Genomic DNA, 19,656 nt, shown 5'->3' with positions numbered 1-19,656 from the left:
GTTGTGGCAGACAGGCAGTTTACGGCAAAGTGGACTGATGGATAATACCGCTTTTAATGAGCCCATAAGACCACGATGACTTCCCCGCTGCTGCAACTGTTTCATCATCAGGCAACTGGCGGTCTGCGCGACCGCCTGTGCGCCACGCTTCGCCAGTGGATAGAGACCGCGCACCTTCAGGCGGGTCAGAAACTGCCCTCCAGCCGTCAGCTGGCTGCCGATTTGAATCTGTCACGCGTTACGGTTGAAGCGGCTTACGCTCAGCTTGAAAGTGAAGGCTACCTGCGGCGGGAGTCCGGTCGCGGTAGCTTCGTTGCCATCACGCTGCCGGTCAGCGCGCCGCGCCCCCGCGCCGACCGCATGGCGCATTTCTCGCAGCGCGGCCATCAGATACTGGCGACAGGCGGTTGTCAGGATGTGCCCTTTCCGTATGCCTTTTCGGCAGGTTCGCCAGATTTGCGCGCCTTTCCTCATCCTCTCTGGCGGCGCTTAACCGCCCGCGTGCAGCGCACTGCAGGCCCTGGCGTCATGGGCTATGGCGATCCGTTGGGGTACCTGCCACTTCGCCACGCGCTTGCAGACTACCTTGCCCTGTCTCGTGGGGTTCACTGTGAGGCTGAGCAGGTGATTATTTTGACCAGTTCACAGCAGGCGCTGCAGCTGCTGTCGTTAATGCTGATTGATCCCGGTGATAAGATCTGGATGGAAGAGCCGGGCTATGCGGGGGCGCGCAATGCCTTTCTTGCTGCAGGCGCACGGGTGCGCGGCATTCAGGTGGATGCCGAGGGGGCGATTCCTCAAGCCGGAACAGCAAAGCTGATGTATCTGACGCCTTCGCATCAGTATCCCACCGGCGTGTCATTAAGCCTGCCGCGCCGTCTGGCCTGGCTGGACTGGGCACGGCGCAACGGCAGTTGGCTGATTGAAGACGATTACGACAGCGAGTTTCACTATGACGATCGCCCTGCGTCTGCGCTGCACGGGCTCGACAACGATAACCGGGTCATTACTCTCGGCACATTTTCAAAATCGCTGTTTCCGTCGCTTCGTCTGGCATGGATGGTGGTGCCCGGCCCGCTGGTCGCGCCCTTAGGTCGCGCGCGCAGCCTGCTTGACGGGCACAGCGCCCTGCTGCCCCAGGCGGTAACGGCGGAATTTATGCAGCAGGGGCATTTTGCCAGCCACCTGCGTTTGATGCGCCAGCTTTACCATAGCCGCCGCGATCGCTTACTCGAGCAGATAGCGCAACGCCTGACGCCCTGGCTCAGGCCCTTTCCCTGCCCGGGTGGACTGCAGACAACCGTTGCTCTGCGGCAGGGCGACGAAGCGAAGCTGAGCTTACAGGCCGAGAAGATGGGGTTATTGCTGCCTCGCCTGAGTCCGCTCTACGGCGATGGCGCGCGTCAGCAAGGCTGGATTCTGGGTTTTGCGGCGCTGACGCCGGATGAGATAGTGGCCGGGTGCGATAAGCTGGTGAGGCTGCTTTCATCGGGCTCATCACCCAACCGTCGCTGAGGGATAACCAAAACAAAAAAGGCCGGCAAGCCGACCTTTTCGCAAGGTTCACGTCGTGCCGGGCAGCGCGACGCCACGTTTTTAACCGGGCATTAAGCCTGGTATTTACGCATTGTCAGCGTGGCGTTGGTGCCACCAAAGCCAAAGCTGTTTGACATTACCGTGGTCAGCGCTTTTTCAGTTGGCTGAGTCACAATATTCATCCCTTCTGCCGCCGCGTCCAGCGAGCTGATATTGATGCTTGGGGCAATAAAACCGTGCTCCAGCATCAGCAGCGAGTAGATAGCTTCCTGCACGCCCGCCGCCCCTAAGGAGTGGCCGGTCATCGCTTTGGTTGCAGAAATATACGGCGTGTTGTCGCCGAACACTTCGCGAATGGCACCCAGCTCTTTCACATCACCGACTGGCGTAGAGGTTCCGTGGCTGTTCAGGTAGTCGATTGGCGTATCCACACCGTGCATCGCCATCTTCATGCAGCGCACTGCGCCTTCACCAGATGGCGCAACCATGTCTGCTCCGTCCGACGTTGCGCCATAGCCCACGATTTCAGCGTAGATGTGCGCGCCACGCGCCAGCGCATGTTCCAGTTCTTCAACCACGACCATACCGCCGCCGCCCGCAATGACGAAGCCATCACGTTCGTTGTCATAGGTCCGTGAGGCTTTTTCTGGCGTGTCGTTATAACGCGTAGAAAGTGCGCCCATTGCATCGAACTCACAGGCCATTTCCCAGCACAGCTCTTCGCCGCCGCCCGCAAAAACGATATCCTGTTTGCCCAGTTGAATCTGTTCAACCGCGTTACCGATACAGTGCGCGGAGGTCGCACAGGCAGAGCTGATTGAATAGTTCACGCCGTGGATTTTAAACGGCGTAGCCAGACAGGCTGAAACGCCTGACGCCATTGCCTTAGTCACCACATAAGGCCCTACGGCTTTCAGACCGCGTGGGCTGCGCATGGCATCCGCACCAAAAACCTGAAAACGTGGGGAACCACCGCCAGATCCTGCAATCAGACCTACGCGAGGGTTATTCTGGTAAGCTTCGTTGCTCAGGCCAGAATCTTTGATGGCTTCTTCCATAGACAGGTAAGCATAGATGGACGCATCACTCATAAAACGCACAACTTTGCGATCGATGAGGCCGGTAGTATCGAGTTTAACGTTACCCCAGACGTGACTACGCATGCCGGAATCTTTCATCTCCTGGGAAAAAGTGATGCCTGAGCGGCCCTCACGCAGAGATGCCAGCACCTCTTGCTGGTTATTACCAATACTGGAAACGATCCCTAAGCCAGTAATCACAGCACGTTTCATTCAATCTTCCTCACCACTTCTGTTATTTGACGAGCACTCTAGCTTACACTTGTACGCCGAACAAGTCCGATCAGCCATTTCCTTTTGTAAATTTGCGTCATGTCACGCCGACCGATAAGATCCTGACACTCCCTGAAAAATGAGCCTTTACTGTGAAAACACCCCAGGTTGAACACGCCAGACTGAGCTGGAACGAACAGGGTACACCTGTTTCCCGAGCGTTTGACGACGTCTATTTTTCCAATGACAACGGTCTGGAAGAGACACGTTATGTCTTTCTGGGTGGCAATGATTTCCCACAACGCTTTCATCAGCACCCGCGCGATCTGCTCATTGTTGCCGAAAGCGGGTTTGGCACAGGCCTGAACTTTCTCACGCTCTGGCAGGCCTTTGATTCCTTCCAGCAACATTATCCTGACGCGCCCCTAAAACGTCTGCACTTCATCAGTTTTGAAAAATTCCCCCTGACGCAGGCCGATTTAACGGCGGCCCACCAGCACTGGTCCGAACTGGCCCCCTGGGCCGAACAGCTCCAGCACCAGTGGCCGCTGGCACTGCCAGGCTGCCAGCGGGTGTTATTTGATTCGGGCCGCGTCACACTGGACCTGTGGTTAGGCGATATTAATGCGCTAATTGATAATTTTGATGACAGTCTGCATCGCCAGGTGGATGCCTGGTTTCTGGATGGCTTTGCGCCGTCGAAAAATCCCGATATGTGGACGCCGGAACTGTTTGCGTCGATGGCGAAACTGGCCCGGCCAGGGGGCACATTTGCGACCTTTACGGCAGCGGGTTTTGTGCGGCGCGGGTTGCAACAGGCGGGCTTTGCGGTGACCCGGCGTAAAGGCTTTGGGCCGAAACGGGAAATGCTGTGCGGTTCGCTTGAGGCCGCGCCTGCGCTGGCTCATCGCCAGCCCTGGTATGCGCGTCCTGCCCTGTCCGGTAAGGAGATCGCCCTGGTCGGCGGCGGCGTTGCCAGCGCGACGCTGGCCCTTGCCTTACTTCGCCGGGGCTTTCGCGTGACGCTCTACTGCGCTGACGAGGCACCCGCGCTGGGGGCGTCCAGTAATCGTCAGGGCGCGCTCTATCCGCTCCTTAACGAGCACGATCCTGCCCTGGCGGCTTTCTTTCCTGCCGCATTCAGTTTTGCCCGTCGCCTGTATGATCAACTCGATCTGCCTTATGAACATGACTGGAGCGGCGTATTGCAGTTGGGCTGGGACGAGAAAAGTGCCAGTAAGATTGCGCAGATGCTGGATATGGCCCTACCGGCTGAGGTCGCCTTTGGCGTCAACCAGGACGAGGCAGCCGCGTTGGCAAATGTGGCGCTGGATTGCGGCGGTATCTTTTATCCACTGGGCGGCTGGCTGGCCCCGGCCGAATTAACCACAGCCCTGCTGTCCCACTGCGAGCAGCGTGGATTACGCATTCACTGGCTGCACCGCGTCACCGCACTGACGCAGGTTCCGCAAGGCTGGCAGTTAACCTTTGACGAAAAGCCCGCAACCCAGCATCAGGCTGTGGTGCTGGCTAATGGTCATGCCATGACCGATCTGCCTCAGACCGATGCCCTGCCGGTTTACCCGGTCGCCGGTCAGGTCAGCCATATCCCGGCTTCACCGGCCCTGTCGGCACTGAAAACGGTACTTTGCTATGACGGCTACCTCACGCCAGCCAGCCCGCAGTTTGGTACGCACTGTATCGGGGCCAGCTATCATCGTGGCGACACCTCAACCGCCTATCGCGAAGACGATCAGCAGCAAAACCGCAGCCGTCTGCAGCACTGCCTGCCACACAGCGACTGGGTGAATGAAGTGGACGTCAGTGAGGGCGAGGCGCGCAATGGCGTGCGCTGCGCCACACGCGATCATTTGCCCATGGTCGGCAGCGTGCCGGATTACGTGGCAACGCTTGACGTTTATGCCGATCTTGCTCAGCAGCGCGCCCGCGCGGCTAAGAGCGAAATGGCGCCCTGTTTCCCTGGCCTTTATCTGTTTGGTGCGCTTGGCTCACGCGGGCTGTGCAGCGCCCCCCTGGCGGCGGAAGTGCTGGCGGCTCAGCTTAGCGGTGAACCCCAGCCGCTGGACCTCAACACGCTCGCGGCGCTTCATCCCAATCGTTACTGGGTAAGAAAACTACTGAAGGGTAAAAAAGCGGGGAAATAGCACAGGGCGGTCTGCCGCCCTGACTACTCAGGCCGTCTGACGGGCCTGTAAAAACAGGTTATCCCACATGCCAATCACCAGCGCCTGGTCCCGTGGCGATAACTCCCCGGCAGCAATGGCATTTTGCAGGCTACGTGTCACCTGAATCTGTAGCGCCTGCGGCGTGTGGTCGTCCAGCAGTTCCACTTCAGCGACTGCCAGAGTGAGGTGGCCGCGCAGATAACCGCTGGCAAATAGCTCATCGTCACTGGCGTGCTCAACCATATCGTCAATCAGGGCCAGAATACGTGCCTCAAATTCTGCGATCATCTCATCATTCCTCTGTTATTAAGTCCCTTATGCATCACAGATCGTCCGGCCAGGGAAACTGCGATGCGGTCAGAGAAGGCCTGCCATAATAGTCAGCCAGGGCTGAAATAAAGCGTGCGGGGCGGTCAGGAATACCCGACGCCAGATAGCTCATGACCTGGGCATGAACTTTACGCTGAAAGCCAATGCGATCTGGCTCACAATCGCCTTCGAGATTGTCACAACTGACGTTGAAGGGAAAGCCTGCGGCTACACAAAACATCCACTCCAGCGCCTGTGGCTTCACCTCAACCGCTTCAAACTGGCTCTGCGTTTGCGCGTCGCGTCCGTCCGGACAATACCAGTAGCCAAAATCCACTAACTTACGCCGGGCTTCGCCAGCAATGCACCAGTGTGAAATTTCATGCAGCGCGCTGGCATAAAACCCATGAGCAAAAACCACCCGGTTCCATGGTGATTCATCATCCGCTGGAAGATAGATCGGTTCGTCATCGCCTTTAATTAGACGGGTCTGAAAATCGTGGCTAAAGCAGTCATCAAACAGCGTAATAAGCTGCGCGTAATTATGTGTTGTTGTCATTAAGTCATCACGTAAAAGTATTACAGATTCAGCGTGCTCAGCCAGGCCATGAATTCGCTGCCGTGGCTGTCCCAGAGTAGCTTGATGCTCATCACCGCCGAAACGATGACCACCATCGGGCGAATCAGCCTTTGTCCGCGTGCCAGCACCAGCCTGGCGCCCAGGCGAGCCCCGCAAAAAGCCCCCAGCATCATGATAAGTCCCGTGCCCCAGACCACTTTGCCACCAAACATAAAAAACAGCAGGCTGCCCAAGTTGGAGGTGAAATTGAGCAGTTTGGCGTGGGCGGTGGCTTTCGCCAGGTTGTAGCCGCATAGCGTCACGAAGCCCAGCGCGTAGAAAGAGCCCGCACCGGGTCCAAAGAAGCCATCATAAAAGCCGATACAGCCACCGCCGACCAGGGCAAAAGGCAGCCCCTGCAGGCGGTGAACGCGATCGTCTTCACCGATGCGCGGCATCAGCAGAAACCACATGCCAATAGCAATCAACAACAGCGGCAGCACCTGACGCAAAAAATCAGCCTGAAGGTGCTGGATCAGAATGGCACCGCCAACCGCCCCCAAAAAGGTCATGGCGATATTCAGCCGCTGCTCGCTCAGCTTAATCGCCCCGCGCCGGACAAAATAGAGGCTGGCCGAGAACGATCCGCCGACCGACTGCAGCTTGTTGGTTGCCAGCGCCTGAGCCGGTGACAGCCCGGCCGCCAGCAACGCGGGAACGGTTAACAGTCCGCCGCCGCCCGCAATGGAGTCAATAAAACCTGCCAGCAGCGCAATGAAAAACAGCAGCGCGACCAACAACGGGCTGACAACGAACCATTCCATGGGAACCCTTACAGTAGATGTTTATCCAGCAGTGCCTGACAGGCCGCAGGCAGCGGCGGCGGTTCACGTTTCACCGGTGCAGAGCCAGGCTGCTTGGGCAAAAACCAGCTTTGCAGTTCTGCGCCGCAGCCGTCACCGGCAGGCGGCGGTGCCTGCTCTTCACAGTCGGGGCTGCCCTGCGGACAGCGCAAACGGACGTGCATGTGGGCGCGATGCGCAAACCACGGACGCACCTTACGCAGCCAGGCCCGGTCTGTGCCTGCATCGGCACACAGCTGCTTTTTAATCGCCGGATTGACGAAAATACGCGTGACATCTTCATCTTTCGCCGCCAGCTTAATCAGGCTGTCAATCTCAGGCTGCCAGTGGCGCGCCACCACGTTCTTGTCGTCGGCGGTGACGAGGTCCAGCGGCTGGGGCTTAAGCAGCTGCTGCGCGCTCCAGCGGGTTTTAGGCAGTTGCAGCCAGATGTCCACGTCCAGCCCGGTTTGATGGCTGGCATGTCCACTGCTGAAGCGCCCGCCCGCCGCCATGCCCATATCGCCAATCAACACGTTTCCTAGCTGGAGGCTATGGGCCTGGGTGGCCAGGCGCTGGATAAACAGGATCAGATCGGGATGCCCGAAATAGCGGCACTGATCCTGACGCATCACCTGATAATCAGGCGAATTAAGCGGTAAAGCCTGCGCACCCACAATACAGCCATTGGCAAAGCCACCAATAGCCGTCGGTTGACCCGCAATCGGGTGCTGGATGCGCTGCCACGGCGTCGCCGCCAGGCTGGCCGCGCTCAACAACAGCGCGCTCACCATCAGCAAAATTTTCATTGGCTTACCAACGTGGCACGGTGGAGTGCACATCGCCACACTGCGCGCGCTGGCGCAGCAGATGATCCATCAGCACGATGGCCATCATGGCTTCGGCAATCGGCACGGCACGGATGCCCACGCAGGGATCGTGGCGACCTTTCGTGATCATCTCCACTTCCTCGCCGTCGCGGGTGATGGTTTTCCCCGGCACGGTAATACTGGAGGTGGGCTTCATGGCCAGATTGGCGCTGATGGTCTGACCGCTGCTGATGCCGCCCAGAATACCGCCCGCATGGTTGCTCTGGAAACCACTGGCGCGAATTTCATCGCGATGCTGACTGCCACGCTGATTAACCACAGCAAAACCGTCGCCGATTTCTACCCCTTTCACCGCATTAATGCTCATGAGCGCATGCGCCAGGTCGGCATCCAGGCGATCAAAAACCGGCTCGCCCAGGCCTGGTGGTACGTTTTCCGCCATGACCGTAACCTTGGCCCCAATCGAATCGCCTTCCTTCTTCAGGCCGCGCATCAGCTCGTCCAGCGCGTCCAGCTTGTCCGCATCCGGGCAAAAGAAAGGATTATCTTCCACAATGCTCCAGTCTTTCAGTTCACAGGCCACGTCGCCGATCTGCGCCAGATAGCCGCGAACCACAATATCGTGCTTCATCTGCAGATATTTTTTGGCAATCGCCCCAGCAGCCACGCGCATCGCGGTTTCGCGTGCTGATGAACGGCCGCCACCACGGTAGTCACGCGTACCGTACTTCTGCTCATAGGTGTAATCCGCATGGCCAGGACGGAACAGATCTTTAATGGCACCGTAATCCTGCGAGCGCTGATCGGTGTTCTCAATCAGCAGGCCGATCGAGGTACCGGTGGTCACACCTTCAAACACGCCAGACAAAATTTTCACCTGATCCGGCTCACGGCGCTGGGTGGTATAGCGCGACGTGCCTGGACGACGACGGTCGAGATCGTGCTGAATATCGGCTTCGGTTAACGGGATGCCCGGCGGCACGCCATCAACAATACAGCCCAGGGCAATACCGTGAGATTCACCAAAGGTGGTGACGCGAAAGAACTGTCCGATGCTGTTTCCGGCCATTGAGATTCCTTGTTACGGTTTGACGGGCGAAGGTTCGCCCATCCTTTTAGTCTTTATAAAATGAGAAATGGTGCTGTGCATCCACGATCTGCTGGCGGGTGAGCATAAAGACGCCGTCGCCGCCATTGTCGAACTCCAGCCAGGTAAAGGGCACATCGGGATACTGTTCCATCATGTGCACCATGCTGTTGCCCACTTCGCAAATCAGCACGCCCTGCTCGCTCAGGTAGCCCGGCGCGCAGGCAAGAATGCGGCGCACCAGTTTAAGGCCATCGCTGCCCGCCGCCAGCCCCAGTTCGGGTTCATGCTGATACTCGCTCGGCAGATCGTCCATATCTTCCGCATCGACATAGGGCGGATTCGTCACGATCAGGTCGTACTGCACCGGCGGGAGTTCGCGGAACAGATCGGCGCGGATCGGCGTGACGTGATGAATCAGGCCGTGCTCTTCAATATTTTGCTCGGCGACCGCCAGCGCATCGTGGGAAATATCCACTGCATCCACTTCTGCGTCCGGAAAGGCATAGGCGCAGGCAATCGCAATACAGCCGCTGCCGGTGCACATGTCCAGAATATGTCGCGGTTTGTCCGTGATCAGACCGGCAAAGCGGTTTTCAATCAGTTCCCCAATGGGCGAACGCGGAACCAGAACCCGTTCATCAACGTAAAACTCATGGCCGCAGAACCAGGCTTTATTCGTGAGATAGGCGACCGGAATGCGCTCGTTCACGCGGCGAATAACGCGCTCAACAATGCGATGGCGTTCGCTGGCCGTAAGGCGCGCGTTACGCATGTCTTCAGGGATATCCAGGGGCAACCACAGCGTGGGCAGGACCAGCTGGACAGCTTCGTCCCAGGGGTTATCTGTGCCGTGTCCGTACCAGATTCCGGCAGCCGTAAAGCGGCTAACTGACCAGCGCAGCATATCCTGAATGGTGTGCAGTTCGTTCACTGCCTCATCGACGAAAATTTTGTCCACGTAGCCCTCCGCAGGCCTTTTACTAATTCGGCCGATAGTTTGCCACGAAGCCGAGGAGAATTCAGCGCAGCAAGGTGAAAAAGCTGACAATTAATGACGGTTAACGGTAAGGTATCGGCTTCTGCTGTTAATCAGCCACCTCAGACATGATTCACCACCCATGAGTAAAAAAAACCCCCTGAGCCAGGATGATCAAGCGCTGTTTCGCCAGTTGATGACAGGAACGCGTCAGTTAAAACAAGACACTATCGTACACAAACCGGCGGTTAAAACCCGGGAAGTGCCGATAAAAAGGCTGCTGTCTGAACAGGCGGATAACAGCCACTACTTTTCCGATGAGTTCCAGCCGCTGCTTTCCACTGAAGGGGCGACGCGCTATGTGCGCGCGGACGTGAGCCATTTTGAGCTGAAAAAGCTGCGTCGGGGCGATTATACGCCAGAGATTTTTCTCGATCTGCATGGGTTAACACAGATGCAGGCCAAGCAGGAGTTAGGCGCGCTAATTGCCGCCTGTCGTCGCGAACACCTTTTTTGCGCCAGCGTGATGACCGGACATGGTAAACATATTCTAAAGCAGCAAACGCCGCTTTGGCTGGCTCAACATCCCTGGGTAATGGCCTTTCACCAGGCACCTAAAATGTTTGGTGGCGACGCTGCCTTGCTGGTGCTGATTGAAGTAGAAGAGTGGCAACCGCCAGAGCTGCCCTGACATTCAGCCAGCAAAACGGCTTAAGCACCTTGCCCTGCTGCCTCCCCCTTTGACGGGGGAGCCCGTTAAACGCACTTACACGCAGCTCCCCTTAAACTCCCGATCCCGCCCCTGTTTGGCCAGGCGTTCTGCTGCTTTTCGTTCAGGCTGACGCAGACTATTTGCTTAAGAAACTATTTATATTCAATACAAGTTTTCCCTTGCCGATAACGTCTAGGCATTTAGGCACATTAGGCTTCAACATTTTGGCGTATTAACCAAGGGAACATTTTGAATGAGCGCATTAAGTCGTTTTTTTGAGAATTTAAACGTGGGCAAAAAGCTCATGCTCGGGTTTGGACTGATTTTGCTTTTAAGTCTGGCCGTCGCGATATGTGGTATTAAAAACCTCAACGATATTAGCGTCCGGGCCGAAAAGCTCAGGGAGCTGAAAAGCGTTAATGACCGGTTTTCTCAGGCCAAAGATGCCCGACTGCAGTTCGTTAAAACGCATGATGAGAAATTCATCGACATAAACGAAACCATGCTGAAAGAGGTGGATCAGAATCTGAAAAACCTGGGCGCTTTCCGCTGGGATGCCAGTCAGCAGGCCATGATTACGGCGATGCCGTCCGCCATTGCCACTTACCGGCAGAAACGGGCCGAAACCGTGCAGGCCGTTCGTAATGGGGCTCAGGCTTTACAAAGCCTGTCTGTCGAAGAAGAAATGCGGGGGATCAGCCAGCTTGCCACGAGCAGCAGCAATGACGCGCAGGTTGCCGCAGCCTTACAGGAAATCAATAAGCATCTGGCTGGCGTCGCGGTGCGGGTGAAACTCTTTGGCCTTGAGCACAAAGATGCCGATCGCAGCGCACTCAGCAACTTCCTCACTGAAACCGTCGGGCTTATCGCACAGGTTGCGCCTCGCCTTAACCCGGCAGACAGTGCAACGCTCGCAAAAATCAGCGAACAGCTTGACGGGAAACAAGCTGACATTAATGCGCTGATGGCCTCCGTGAAAGCAGGCGAAGAGGCCACGGCCGAGCTGGCGGTTGCGGGTAAGACCCTGACGGACATGAGCAATAACTTGTTTACGCAACAGCTGGATGCCACCAATCACGATGCCGGACAGGCCGTGTGGTTAATGGCTGCCATTGTTATCGCTGCCATCGTGGCAGGTATTGTTATCGCCCTGTTTATTACCCGACAGCTGACGCGTCCACTTTCTGAACTGCTGAACGTGGCGAACCAGATGGCGCGTGGCAACCTCAGCATCATGCTCAACTCGACCCGTCGGGATGAGCTGGGCGAGCTCATGCGCGCGGTAGGCGAGATGAGCGATGAACTGCGACGGATTATCAGCGGGATTCGCAGCGGCGTCACCAGCGTCAGCCAGGCTTCCGCAGAAATCGCCTCCGGGAATAATGATTTATCGGCACGGACAGAAAGCCAGGCAGCGGCCCTTGCGCAAACGGCAGCCAGCATGGAGCAGTTGACTGCGACAGTAAAACAGAACGCCGATAATATTCATCATTCCAGCAGGCTGGCGCAGCAAACCTTTGACACGGCGAGCCGTGGCGGAGAGCTGGTGACCAATGTCGTCAGCACCATGGATGAAATTTCTGCCAGCTCGGGGAAAATCTCCGAGATCACCTCCGTCATTAACAGTATTGCGTTTCAGACCAACATTCTGGCACTGAACGCCGCGGTAGAAGCGGCAAGGGCTGGCGAACAGGGCCGTGGTTTTGCCGTCGTCGCCAGTGAAGTGAGAAATCTGGCGCAGCGCAGCGCGCTGGCGGCAAAAGAAATCGAAGCGCTTATTCAGGACTCGGTTGCCCGCATCCGCGCCGGTTCACAGCTGGTCAGTCAGACAGGTAACACTATGGGAGAAATCGTCACCTCGGTCAGCAATGTGACAGAGATACTGAACGAGATCTCTCACGCGTCTGAAGAGCAGAACCGCGGCATTGCGCAGGTCGGCGTGGCTATCGTTGAAATGGATAACGTGACGCAGCAAAACGCGGCCCTGGTGGAACAGTCGTCTGCGGCGGCAAGCGCGCTCCATGACCAGGCGCAAACGCTGGCGGGCTCAGTATCACGTTTTGTGATTGCCTGACCTGCAGGGAAAGAAGCAGACGGGAATGACGTTCGGGGGTCGTTTTCATGTTCGGGCCAGTAAATGGCCCGACATTATTACATCGCTTTCGCGAGTTTTTTGGGGCTGACCTGCCATAACAGTTTACCCTGACTTTCAGCCGGATCGAAGTCAATGCAGGCAATGGCCGAGGTGGCAAACATCGGTGGGGTTTCCTGGGGGCAAAGCTCCGACACCAGATAGCCCACCAGTGGCAAGTGGGAGATAACCAGCGCCGATTTAACCCCTTCATTCGCCAGTGCCTGCAAATAGCATCCGACCAGACCGGGATCGCCGCCGGGGGTCAGTTCCGGCAAAATATCCTCCCCTTCTGGCAAAGGAAACGCCTCACGAAATGTGGCAAGCGTCTGCTGCGCACGGAGATAGGGGCTGACCAGTACACGTTCAATGTCAACAGACTGACCTTTTAACCAGTTCGCCATTTGACGTGATTCGTCACATCCACAAAGCGTTAAAGGCCTGACTGAATCACTGGCAGCCTCAAGAGCCGCATCGCCGTGACGCATGATAAAAACTTGCATAAAGCACCGCTGTTGTTTGTCGACATCGCCTGATGCATCCGCATCAGGCGCTTCATTCTGCGAATGAACGTCGTGTTGTACCCTAATGACTTCAGTATAGTCAACCGGTTGTTTATTAAATAAGCACCAGTCAGATTCGTGCAGCGCCTCACGCTTGTGCGGCGCGTTTCTAACCCCCTGAATCGGAGTGGGTATTCGAATTTATGAAGAAGTGTAAAACTTTGTCTGCTGCTCCGCTGCGCGCAGCAACGCGTCACAGGGCGCAAAACGGTCCCCGTACTGTTGCTGAAGCCGCGTTAATCTGTTGACGATTTCTGCCGCGCCCAGCCTGTCGATGTAATGGAACGGCCCGCCCAAAAAGGGGGGGAAACCAATGCCAAACACCGCACCGATATCGCCGTCCCGCGGTGAGCGGATAACCTGCTCATCCAGGCAACGCACCGCTTCGTTTAACATCATCATCATGCACCGTTCGGCAATCTGGGCGCCGCTTTGCTTTGCCACCGGCCGGGTCTTCACTAAGCCGTACACCGCCGGATCGACCTTCTTACGCGACAGACGCGACGATCCGTACAGGTAGAATCCCCTACCGTTTTTGCGTCCTTTGCGACCGTCTTTAATCACGGCATCCAGCGCGGAAGGCGCGGCAAACCGCTCGCCATAAGCCTGCTGCAGGCCCGGTGAAATCTTACTGCCGACATCAATGCCAACTTCATCCAGTAGCTGAACCGGCCCCACCGGGAATCCCGCCTTCACCAGCGCCCGATCAATGTGATCGATCGGTTCCCCCTCCACCACGCAGCGCATGGCCTCGTTGATGTAAGGTGTGAGGATACGGTTGACGTAAAAACCAGGTTTATCGGCCACCACTATCGGCGTTTTACCCTGTTTCCGTGCCAGCATTACCGTACTGGCAATCGTTTCAGGCGAGGTCGTGGCATGCGGGATCACCTCGACCAGCGGCATTTTTTCCACCGGGCTAAAATAGTGCAGGCCGATGATGTTCTCCGGGCGCCGTGCCGTCGCCGCAATCTCGGCAATGGGAATCGATGAGGTATTGGAAGCAAAGATCGTCTGAGGCTGACAGTTCGCCTCGATGTCCGCCACCATCTGTCTTTTCAGATCCAGGTCCTCAAAGACCGCCTCAATCACGATATCGCGCTGGGTGAATCCCTGATAGTCGGTACTGCCGCTGATGCGCGCCATCTGCTGCTGACGCTGTGCCGGACTGATTTGCCGGCGTTTCACTTTTTTACTCAGCAGATCCCAACTGGTTTGCAGGGCATGGTTGATGCCTTTAAGACTGATATCCTTGATGCGCACCGGTAGCCCCGCATTAACGGCGCTGACGCTGGCGATCCCGCCGCCCATCAGCCCGCCGCCCAGCACACCGACCCGTTGGAGTGGTCGTGGTTCAGCCTGGGTGCCGTTCTCTTTCTTGATGGCGGTGGAAGCAAAAAACAGGCTGCGCAGCGCGGCCGACTCTGGCGTCATCGCCAGTTCGCCAAACGCCCGCGCTTCCGCGGCGTAACCGGCCTGGCTGCTCTGCTCCAGGCCGATGCGAACCACCTCGATAATGCGTCGTGCCGCTGGGTAGTTACCCTGGGTTTTACGATCGGTTTCGCGTCTGACCAGTGCGAACAGCGCCTGACGAGCCATCGGGCCCTGCAACAGACGATCGCGCAGGGGCAGCGGCGCTCTGCGGTATTTCCCTTTCTTCACCAGTTCAACGGCGGCGTCAAGCAGGATGGCCTGCGGCACGGCATCATCAACAATGCCCAGCTTTTTCGCCTGCCTGGCCCGCAGGTTCTTACCGGTAAGGATAAGCGGTAAGGCTTTCTGTACGCCGATTAAGCGAGGCAGGCGCTGCGTGCCGCCCGACCCCGGCAGCAGCCCCAACTGCACTTCAGGCAGGCCAATACGGGTTTTATCGTCCAGCGAACAGATGCGCGCGTTGCAGGCCAGCGCCAGCTCAAGCCCGCCGCCCAGACAAGCACCATGGATTGCCGCCACCACAGGAAATGGCAATGCCGCAATCGCCGCCATCACGTCCTGCCCTTGTCTGGCCAGCGCTTCTGCCTCGTGGGCGCTCTGGCAGCGATCGATCATGCTGATATCAGCCCCTGCAATAAAGTTGTCAGGTTTGCCTGAAATCAGCACCAGCCCCAGCAGTTGCGGATGCTTGCGTGCTTCCGCAATAATTACCGCAATCTGTGCCGCGAATGCCGCTTTAAGCGTATTCATCTTTTCATTGGGTACATCAATGGTGATCACGCCTACATGATCGTCCCGCATCTGTAATGTGAACGCGCTCTGTTCCATTATTCGGCCTCCAGAACCATTGCTGCCCCTAAACCCCCGGCGGCGCAGGCTGTGACTAAACCCAGCCCGCCGCCCCGGCGGCGTAATTCATTTAACGTCTGGGTAATCATGCGTGCGCCGGTTGCGGCAAACGGATGCCCAAAGGCGATCGATCCGCCCGAGACATTAAAACGTGCCTCGTCAACTTCGCCCAGCGCATGGGCGCGGTTTAACACGTCCCGGGCAAAACGTTCATCACGAAACATTTTCAGGTTGCTTAACGTCTGAGCGGCAAAGGCTTCGTGCATATCAATCAGCGTCAAATCCTTTAAGGCTATCCCGGCACGATCCAGCGCCAGCGGCGAGGCGTAGGCCGGCCCTAACAGCATGTCCTGCCAGACGTCGATAGCGGTAAACGCATAGCTGCGTAAATAGCCCAGCGGCTGTATTCCAAGCTCTTTTGCCCGGCCTTCACGCATTAAAATGACCGCCGCAGCCCCATCGGTAAGCGGCGTACTGTTTGCCGCAGTAACGGTACCGTGCTGACGGTCAAATGCCGGACGCAGCCGGGCATAGTCGGCGGCTTTTGCATCCATACGCACATTATTATCTTGCTCGATGGGCGCTTTCCACGGCGGCACAAAGGCGGCCATCACCTCCTGACTCAGTACGCCTGACTGCCAGGCCTGGGCCGCGCGCTGATGCGAGCGCAGGGCCAGCGCATCCTGCTCTTCCCGGCTGATGCCATGCGTTTTGGCCATCTGCTCTGCGGTATCCCCCATACGTAACCCCGTGGAGTACTCCGCAACGGCAGGCGGAACCGGTAACAGATCTTTAGGGCGCAGCCGCCGGAGAATGTGCAGCTTCTGTGAAAAGCCACGCGCTTTATTCATATCCACCAGCGCGCGCGCCAGCGTTTTACTGACCCCAATGGGCAGCACAGAGGAGGAGTCCGCCCCGCCTGCGATGCCGGCAGAAATCGTACCTGCCAGTAAGCTTTCGGTGACGTTTGCCACCGCCTGAAAGCTGGTGGCGCAGGCGCGGCTGACGCTATAAGCATCGGTATTGACGCTCAGGCCACTGCTTAAGACGATCTCACGTGCAATGTTTGGCGCTTCCGGCATTTGCACCACCTGACCGAAGACCAGTTGCTCAATCACCTCAACCGGGAGTTCACTTCGGGCCATGATTTCGCTGATCACCATGCGACCCAGTTCAACCGCAGGGATGCCGTGAAAACCCGTGGCCTGGCGAAGAAAAGGCGTACGTAATCCGTGGGTGATGGCGATGCGCTCGCCATTACGCGTCAGCAGTGACTGCGCTTTGCTCATTGTATCCACCTGTACATCGTGACCGAGGCATCATTGCCGAAAGAGGTCTGACCTGATCCACAGTGTTAACCACAAGCGGGTGCGCCGCCAACATCAGGAGGAGAAAAGTGAGATAAGAAACACGAAAATGAAAAACGCCGCGGAGCAGCGGCGCCGAAATGTTTAACGTAAACCCAGTTGGAAAATCAGGGTTTCGGCCTGACAGCTAAAGGTAAAGTCGATATTAAGCTGCACGCCACCGGCCTCTTCCACCATGCTGGAATCGATAACGCAGGGTTCTGACTCGACCTGACGCGCCCTTTCCGTCAGCTGCGCCAGTTTCGTTTCGGCATCGGCGCGATCTTTACACCATGCTGACCAACTGGCCGTACAGTCTGAATTATCCATCACCGTACCAACGTCAACGCAACAGCAGGCAGCCGTTTCCGTCGCGCTACATTTTTTTAAAGCATTTGTCATGATTTTCTCCTGACATCACATCATAAGGTGGGTGAGTTTTCTGCTGAAAATTTTACGCTCTGGCTTATCAACCCGCTACACACACCGCGCTAAGTGACGAATATCACAATAAAATTTGATGTGGATCAGTTTTGCTCCTGCCGCTCTGCCCATTTATTCCCGAGAAGTGTTAAGCAGATCGAATTTTCACCTATCAAATTGGAAATATTTTAAAAACAATATTGCAACATGTGTACAGGTCGGACCTATACTCTCCGCACTGGTCTGATATGTGCATTTGACATCAGTCCATACAATCCGCCGTTCCTTGTTACGCGACGTCACAACGTTAAATAATAATTCACATGAGGTTGTGGTCATGAACCATAAAAACCTGTTCGCAAAGTCAGCCGTGGCAGCTGCAGTAGCGCTTATTTCCTCTAACGTATATGCAGCCGGATTTCAGTTAAATGAATTTTCTTCCATTGGTTTAGGTCGCGCTTATTCTGGCGAAGGCGCAATGGGTGATACGGCGGCCTCAGCCAGTCGTAACCCGGCAACCATGGCACTCATGGACCGCCCTGAATTTTCAATCGGTGCGGTTTACATCGATCCTGAAGTGGATATCAGTGGCCAAAGCCCGACGGGCCGCAGCCTGGACGCGAAAAACATCGCACCGAACCAATGGATCCCTAACCTGCATTACGTCCAGCCGATCAATGACAAGTGGTGGGTAGGCGCGTCAGCGACGTCTAACTACGGCCTGGCGACAGAGTTTAACAACGGTTATACCGCGGGCGGATTCGGTGGAAAAACCGATCTGATGACCGCTAACCTGAACCTCAGTACGGCCTATCGTCTTAATGAACACTTCAGCTTCGGTGTGGGCTTTGATGCGGTTTATGCCAAAGCAAAAATTGAGCGCTACGCTGGCGAATCCTTCTCGGCACTCAGAATTCCTGCGGATACCCAGATTGCTCGTCTGAAGGGAGATGAATGGGGCTATGGCTGGAACGCCGGTATTCTTTATGAAGTCGATGAAAACAACCGTTTCGGCTTCACCTACCGCTCTGAAGTGAAAATCGATTTCGATGGGGATTACAAAAGTAATCTGCCTACTGCCCTCAATGCCTTTAACATCCCCGGTGCGCCTTTTGGCACAAGCGGTAACACCATTCCGGGGTCACTGACCCTGAACCTGCCGGAAATGTGGGAAGTTTCAGGCTGGCATAAAGTGGCACCACAGTGGGCCGTGCACTATAGCCTGGCCTACACCAGCTGGAGTCAGTTTCAGGAGCTGAAAGCAACGGGCTCAAACGGCCAGACGCTGTTCTATAAAGATGAAGGTTTCCACGATGCCTACCGCATCGCACTGGGTACCACCTACCAGTACGACAAAAACTGGACCTTCCGCAGCGGTATCGCCTTTGATGACAGCCCGGTTCCGGCTGACAAGCGTTCTATCTCTATCCCGGATCAGGACCGTTTGTGGCTGAGCGCCGGTGCCTCTTATGCGTTTAACGACGATGCATCGGTAGACGTCGGCGTGTCTTACATGCACGGTCAGAAAGTGACCGTGCAGGAAGGCACCTATACCTTTAACTCTAGTGGTAAAGCCTGGCTGTATGGCGCAAGCTTCAACTACAAGTTCTGATGCGCGAAATGCATAAAAAAAGCGACACTGAGTGTCGCTTTTTTATTGCTAACGGGAACGTCACACGTCATGCAGCCTGGTGACAACCCTGTAACAGCTTCACGTCATCACCCCGGCCGCTTATCAGGCCGCCCTTGCGACAGGCGGCTTCTGGCGGGTCATGATTTACTGCGAATCAATGTCTTTCAGATCGTCCTGAATCGCCGCCGCATTCGGATTTTCTTCTGGCTTCAGCTTGCCGCCGCGCGCCAGGAAGTCGTAGCGCTGGAAGTAGGCGCTACGGATAAAGGCGTAAGGATCGCGTTGCTGTTTCAGGATAGCATCCGAGTCCAGCAACTGTGCGCGCGATTCGATGCCTTCCAGCGTCCATTTACCGATGGACATGGGCCAGGTCAACCAGCCAAGCACAGGATAAAGCGTATCGACGTAATCACCGCCGTCCTGACGTATCGTGAAGCTGCCATAGGCCGGTAACTGCACATAAGGGCCATAGCCCACGCCATAGTGACCGAGCGTGGTACCAAAACGCTGCGGTCCCTGGCGCGCCAGTTCCGGATTGGCTTTACCGGCGACATCAATGAAACCGCCCAGCCCCAGCACCGTATTCAGGAAGAAACGTGTAAAGTGGATACCTGCATTGCGCGGCTCTCCGACCAGAATCGCATTTACCATACTGGCAGGTTCGCTGAGGTTGCCCAGGAAGTTGCTGAGGCCTGCGCGCGCAGGCACGGGAACATAGTCGCGCCAGGCCACTGCCACAGGGCGCAGCACGTAAGGGTCCAGCACGTTATAGTTGAAGTTAAACATTGTGCGGTTAAAACCTTCAAGCGGATCGCTACGCCCTGCAGGCGCATCGTCAGCAGGCTTTGAACTGGCACAACCAACCAGAAGCACACTGGTCAAAGCCAGGCTGGTCAGGCGGTGATCCATTTTTTTCTCCCTGTGCATATAAGTTATTTATACCCT

Annotated in this window: 17 protein-coding genes; 5 read left to right on the top strand and 12 right to left on the bottom strand. The window is 56.5% G+C overall.

Annotated features, from left to right (window positions below):
* Positions 1–75 precede the first annotated feature (75 nt).
* Positions 76–1,515, top strand: coding sequence for a MocR-like pyridoxine biosynthesis transcription factor PdxR (gene pdxR, locus PAGR_RS06940; protein WP_014605356.1), 1,440 nt, complete (start codon positions 76–78; stop codon positions 1,513–1,515).
* A 92-nt stretch (positions 1,516–1,607) separates the two neighbouring features.
* Here the strand turns inward: pdxR and fabB are convergent, their stop codons facing one another.
* Entirely contained in the window at positions 1,608–2,828 is a 1,221-nt protein-coding gene (gene fabB / locus PAGR_RS06935) for a beta-ketoacyl-ACP synthase I (RefSeq protein WP_013026560.1), read from the bottom strand.
* 152 nt (positions 2,829–2,980) lie between these two features.
* Here fabB and mnmC point away from each other — a divergent pair, with 152 nt between their 5' ends.
* Positions 2,981–4,993, top strand: coding sequence for a bifunctional tRNA (5-methylaminomethyl-2-thiouridine)(34)-methyltransferase MnmC2/FAD-dependent 5-carboxymethylaminomethyl-2-thiouridine(34) oxidoreductase MnmC1 (gene mnmC / locus PAGR_RS06930; protein WP_014605355.1), 2,013 nt, complete (start codon positions 2,981–2,983; stop codon positions 4,991–4,993).
* Positions 4,994–5,020: 27 nt separating this feature from the next.
* On the opposite strand, the gene PAGR_RS06925 is transcribed toward mnmC, so the two are convergent.
* From PAGR_RS06925 to prmB, 6 genes are read right to left on the bottom strand one after another with little or no spacing between them, the layout of a single operon-like run.
* The gene (locus PAGR_RS06925; protein ID WP_013026562.1) at positions 5,021–5,302 is read right to left on the bottom strand and encodes a YfcL family protein; all 282 of its coding nucleotides are present in this window, start codon (positions 5,300–5,302) and stop codon (positions 5,021–5,023) included.
* Between the two features lie 34 nt (positions 5,303–5,336).
* Positions 5,337–5,882 (bottom strand): elongation factor P hydroxylase, encoded by a 546-nt coding sequence (locus tag PAGR_RS06920; RefSeq protein WP_013026563.1) that lies wholly within the window; start codon positions 5,880–5,882, stop codon positions 5,337–5,339.
* 20 nt (positions 5,883–5,902) lie between these two features.
* A complete protein-coding gene (locus PAGR_RS06915) occupies positions 5,903–6,706 on the bottom strand; it encodes a sulfite exporter TauE/SafE family protein (protein ID WP_013026564.1) in 804 nt (267 codons plus the stop codon).
* An 8-nt stretch (positions 6,707–6,714) separates the two neighbouring features.
* Positions 6,715–7,533, bottom strand: a complete 819-nt coding sequence (gene mepA, locus PAGR_RS06910; protein ID WP_014605354.1) for a penicillin-insensitive murein endopeptidase — start codon at positions 7,531–7,533, stop codon at positions 6,715–6,717.
* A 4-nt stretch (positions 7,534–7,537) separates the two neighbouring features.
* Complete coding sequence (gene aroC / locus PAGR_RS06905; protein ID WP_014605353.1) at positions 7,538–8,623, bottom strand: chorismate synthase; 1,086 nt, start codon at positions 8,621–8,623, stop codon at positions 7,538–7,540.
* A gap of 46 nt (positions 8,624–8,669) precedes the next feature.
* Complete coding sequence (gene prmB, locus PAGR_RS06900) at positions 8,670–9,602, bottom strand: 50S ribosomal protein L3 N(5)-glutamine methyltransferase (protein ID WP_014605352.1); 933 nt, start codon at positions 9,600–9,602, stop codon at positions 8,670–8,672.
* Between the two features lie 160 nt (positions 9,603–9,762).
* Here prmB and smrB point away from each other — a divergent pair, with 160 nt between their 5' ends.
* Both smrB and PAGR_RS06890 read left to right on the top strand, forming a co-directional pair.
* The gene (smrB, locus tag PAGR_RS06895) at positions 9,763–10,311 is read left to right on the top strand and encodes an endonuclease SmrB (RefSeq protein WP_013026568.1); all 549 of its coding nucleotides are present in this window, start codon (positions 9,763–9,765) and stop codon (positions 10,309–10,311) included.
* Between the two features lie 274 nt (positions 10,312–10,585).
* Complete coding sequence (locus PAGR_RS06890) at positions 10,586–12,406, top strand: methyl-accepting chemotaxis protein (protein WP_014605351.1); 1,821 nt, start codon at positions 10,586–10,588, stop codon at positions 12,404–12,406.
* A 77-nt stretch (positions 12,407–12,483) separates the two neighbouring features.
* On the opposite strand, the gene sixA is transcribed toward PAGR_RS06890, so the two are convergent.
* From sixA to PAGR_RS06870, 4 genes are all read right to left on the bottom strand, one after another.
* Positions 12,484–12,966: a phosphohistidine phosphatase SixA gene (gene sixA, locus PAGR_RS06885; protein ID WP_013026570.1), complete on the bottom strand. Its 483-nt coding sequence runs from the start codon at positions 12,964–12,966 to the stop codon at positions 12,484–12,486.
* Positions 12,967–13,167: 201 nt separating this feature from the next.
* Complete coding sequence (fadJ, locus tag PAGR_RS06880) at positions 13,168–15,288, bottom strand: fatty acid oxidation complex subunit alpha FadJ (RefSeq protein WP_014605350.1); 2,121 nt, start codon at positions 15,286–15,288, stop codon at positions 13,168–13,170.
* Positions 15,288–16,598, bottom strand: a complete 1,311-nt coding sequence (fadI, locus tag PAGR_RS06875) for an acetyl-CoA C-acyltransferase FadI (RefSeq protein WP_014605349.1) — start codon at positions 16,596–16,598, stop codon at positions 15,288–15,290. The genes fadJ and fadI overlap by 1 nt, the downstream gene beginning before the upstream one ends.
* Before the next feature lie 162 nt (positions 16,599–16,760).
* Complete coding sequence (locus PAGR_RS06870; protein ID WP_014594205.1) at positions 16,761–17,057, bottom strand: YfcZ/YiiS family protein; 297 nt, start codon at positions 17,055–17,057, stop codon at positions 16,761–16,763.
* A 358-nt stretch (positions 17,058–17,415) separates the two neighbouring features.
* Between PAGR_RS06870 and fadL the strand changes: the two genes are divergently transcribed.
* Positions 17,416–18,690, top strand: a complete 1,275-nt coding sequence (gene fadL / locus PAGR_RS06865) for a long-chain fatty acid transporter FadL (protein WP_014605348.1) — start codon at positions 17,416–17,418, stop codon at positions 18,688–18,690.
* Between the two features lie 165 nt (positions 18,691–18,855).
* Here the strand turns inward: fadL and mlaA are convergent, their stop codons facing one another.
* Positions 18,856–19,620 (bottom strand): phospholipid-binding lipoprotein MlaA, encoded by a 765-nt coding sequence (gene mlaA / locus PAGR_RS06860; RefSeq protein WP_014605347.1) that lies wholly within the window; start codon positions 19,618–19,620, stop codon positions 18,856–18,858.
* Between the last annotated feature and the right edge of the window lie 36 nt (positions 19,621–19,656).

The organism is Pantoea ananatis PA13, from assembly GCF_000233595.1.
Lineage (GTDB): Bacteria > Pseudomonadota > Gammaproteobacteria > Enterobacterales > Enterobacteriaceae > Pantoea > Pantoea ananatis.
The sequence above is the reverse complement of the archived record's forward strand: the minus strand, read 5'-3'. Positions and strand labels throughout refer to the sequence as shown.

Coding starts and splice junctions, on each gene's coding strand:
- pdxR (WP_014605356.1), top strand. CDS start 76: ATGACTTCCCCGCTGCTGCAACTGTTTCATCATCAGGCAACTGGCGGT.
- fabB (WP_013026560.1), bottom strand. CDS start 2,828: ATGAAACGTGCTGTGATTACTGGCTTAGGGATCGTTTCCAGTATTGGT.
- PAGR_RS06925 (WP_013026562.1), bottom strand. CDS start 5,302: ATGATCGCAGAATTTGAGGCACGTATTCTGGCCCTGATTGACGATATG.
- PAGR_RS06920 (WP_013026563.1), bottom strand. CDS start 5,882: ATGACAACAACACATAATTACGCGCAGCTTATTACGCTGTTTGATGAC.
- PAGR_RS06915 (WP_013026564.1), bottom strand. CDS start 6,706: ATGGAATGGTTCGTTGTCAGCCCGTTGTTGGTCGCGCTGCTGTTTTTC.
- mepA (WP_014605354.1), bottom strand. CDS start 7,533: ATGAAAATTTTGCTGATGGTGAGCGCGCTGTTGTTGAGCGCGGCCAGC.
- aroC (WP_014605353.1), bottom strand. CDS start 8,623: ATGGCCGGAAACAGCATCGGACAGTTCTTTCGCGTCACCACCTTTGGT.
- smrB (WP_013026568.1), top strand. CDS start 9,763: ATGAGTAAAAAAAACCCCCTGAGCCAGGATGATCAAGCGCTGTTTCGC.
- PAGR_RS06890 (WP_014605351.1), top strand. CDS start 10,586: ATGAGCGCATTAAGTCGTTTTTTTGAGAATTTAAACGTGGGCAAAAAG.
- sixA (WP_013026570.1), bottom strand. CDS start 12,966: ATGCAAGTTTTTATCATGCGTCACGGCGATGCGGCTCTTGAGGCTGCC.
- fadJ (WP_014605350.1), bottom strand. CDS start 15,288: ATGGAACAGAGCGCGTTCACATTACAGATGCGGGACGATCATGTAGGC.
- fadI (WP_014605349.1), bottom strand. CDS start 16,598: ATGAGCAAAGCGCAGTCACTGCTGACGCGTAATGGCGAGCGCATCGCC.
- PAGR_RS06870 (WP_014594205.1), bottom strand. CDS start 17,057: ATGACAAATGCTTTAAAAAAATGTAGCGCGACGGAAACGGCTGCCTGC.
- fadL (WP_014605348.1), top strand. CDS start 17,416: ATGAACCATAAAAACCTGTTCGCAAAGTCAGCCGTGGCAGCTGCAGTA.
- mlaA (WP_014605347.1), bottom strand. CDS start 19,620: ATGGATCACCGCCTGACCAGCCTGGCTTTGACCAGTGTGCTTCTGGTT.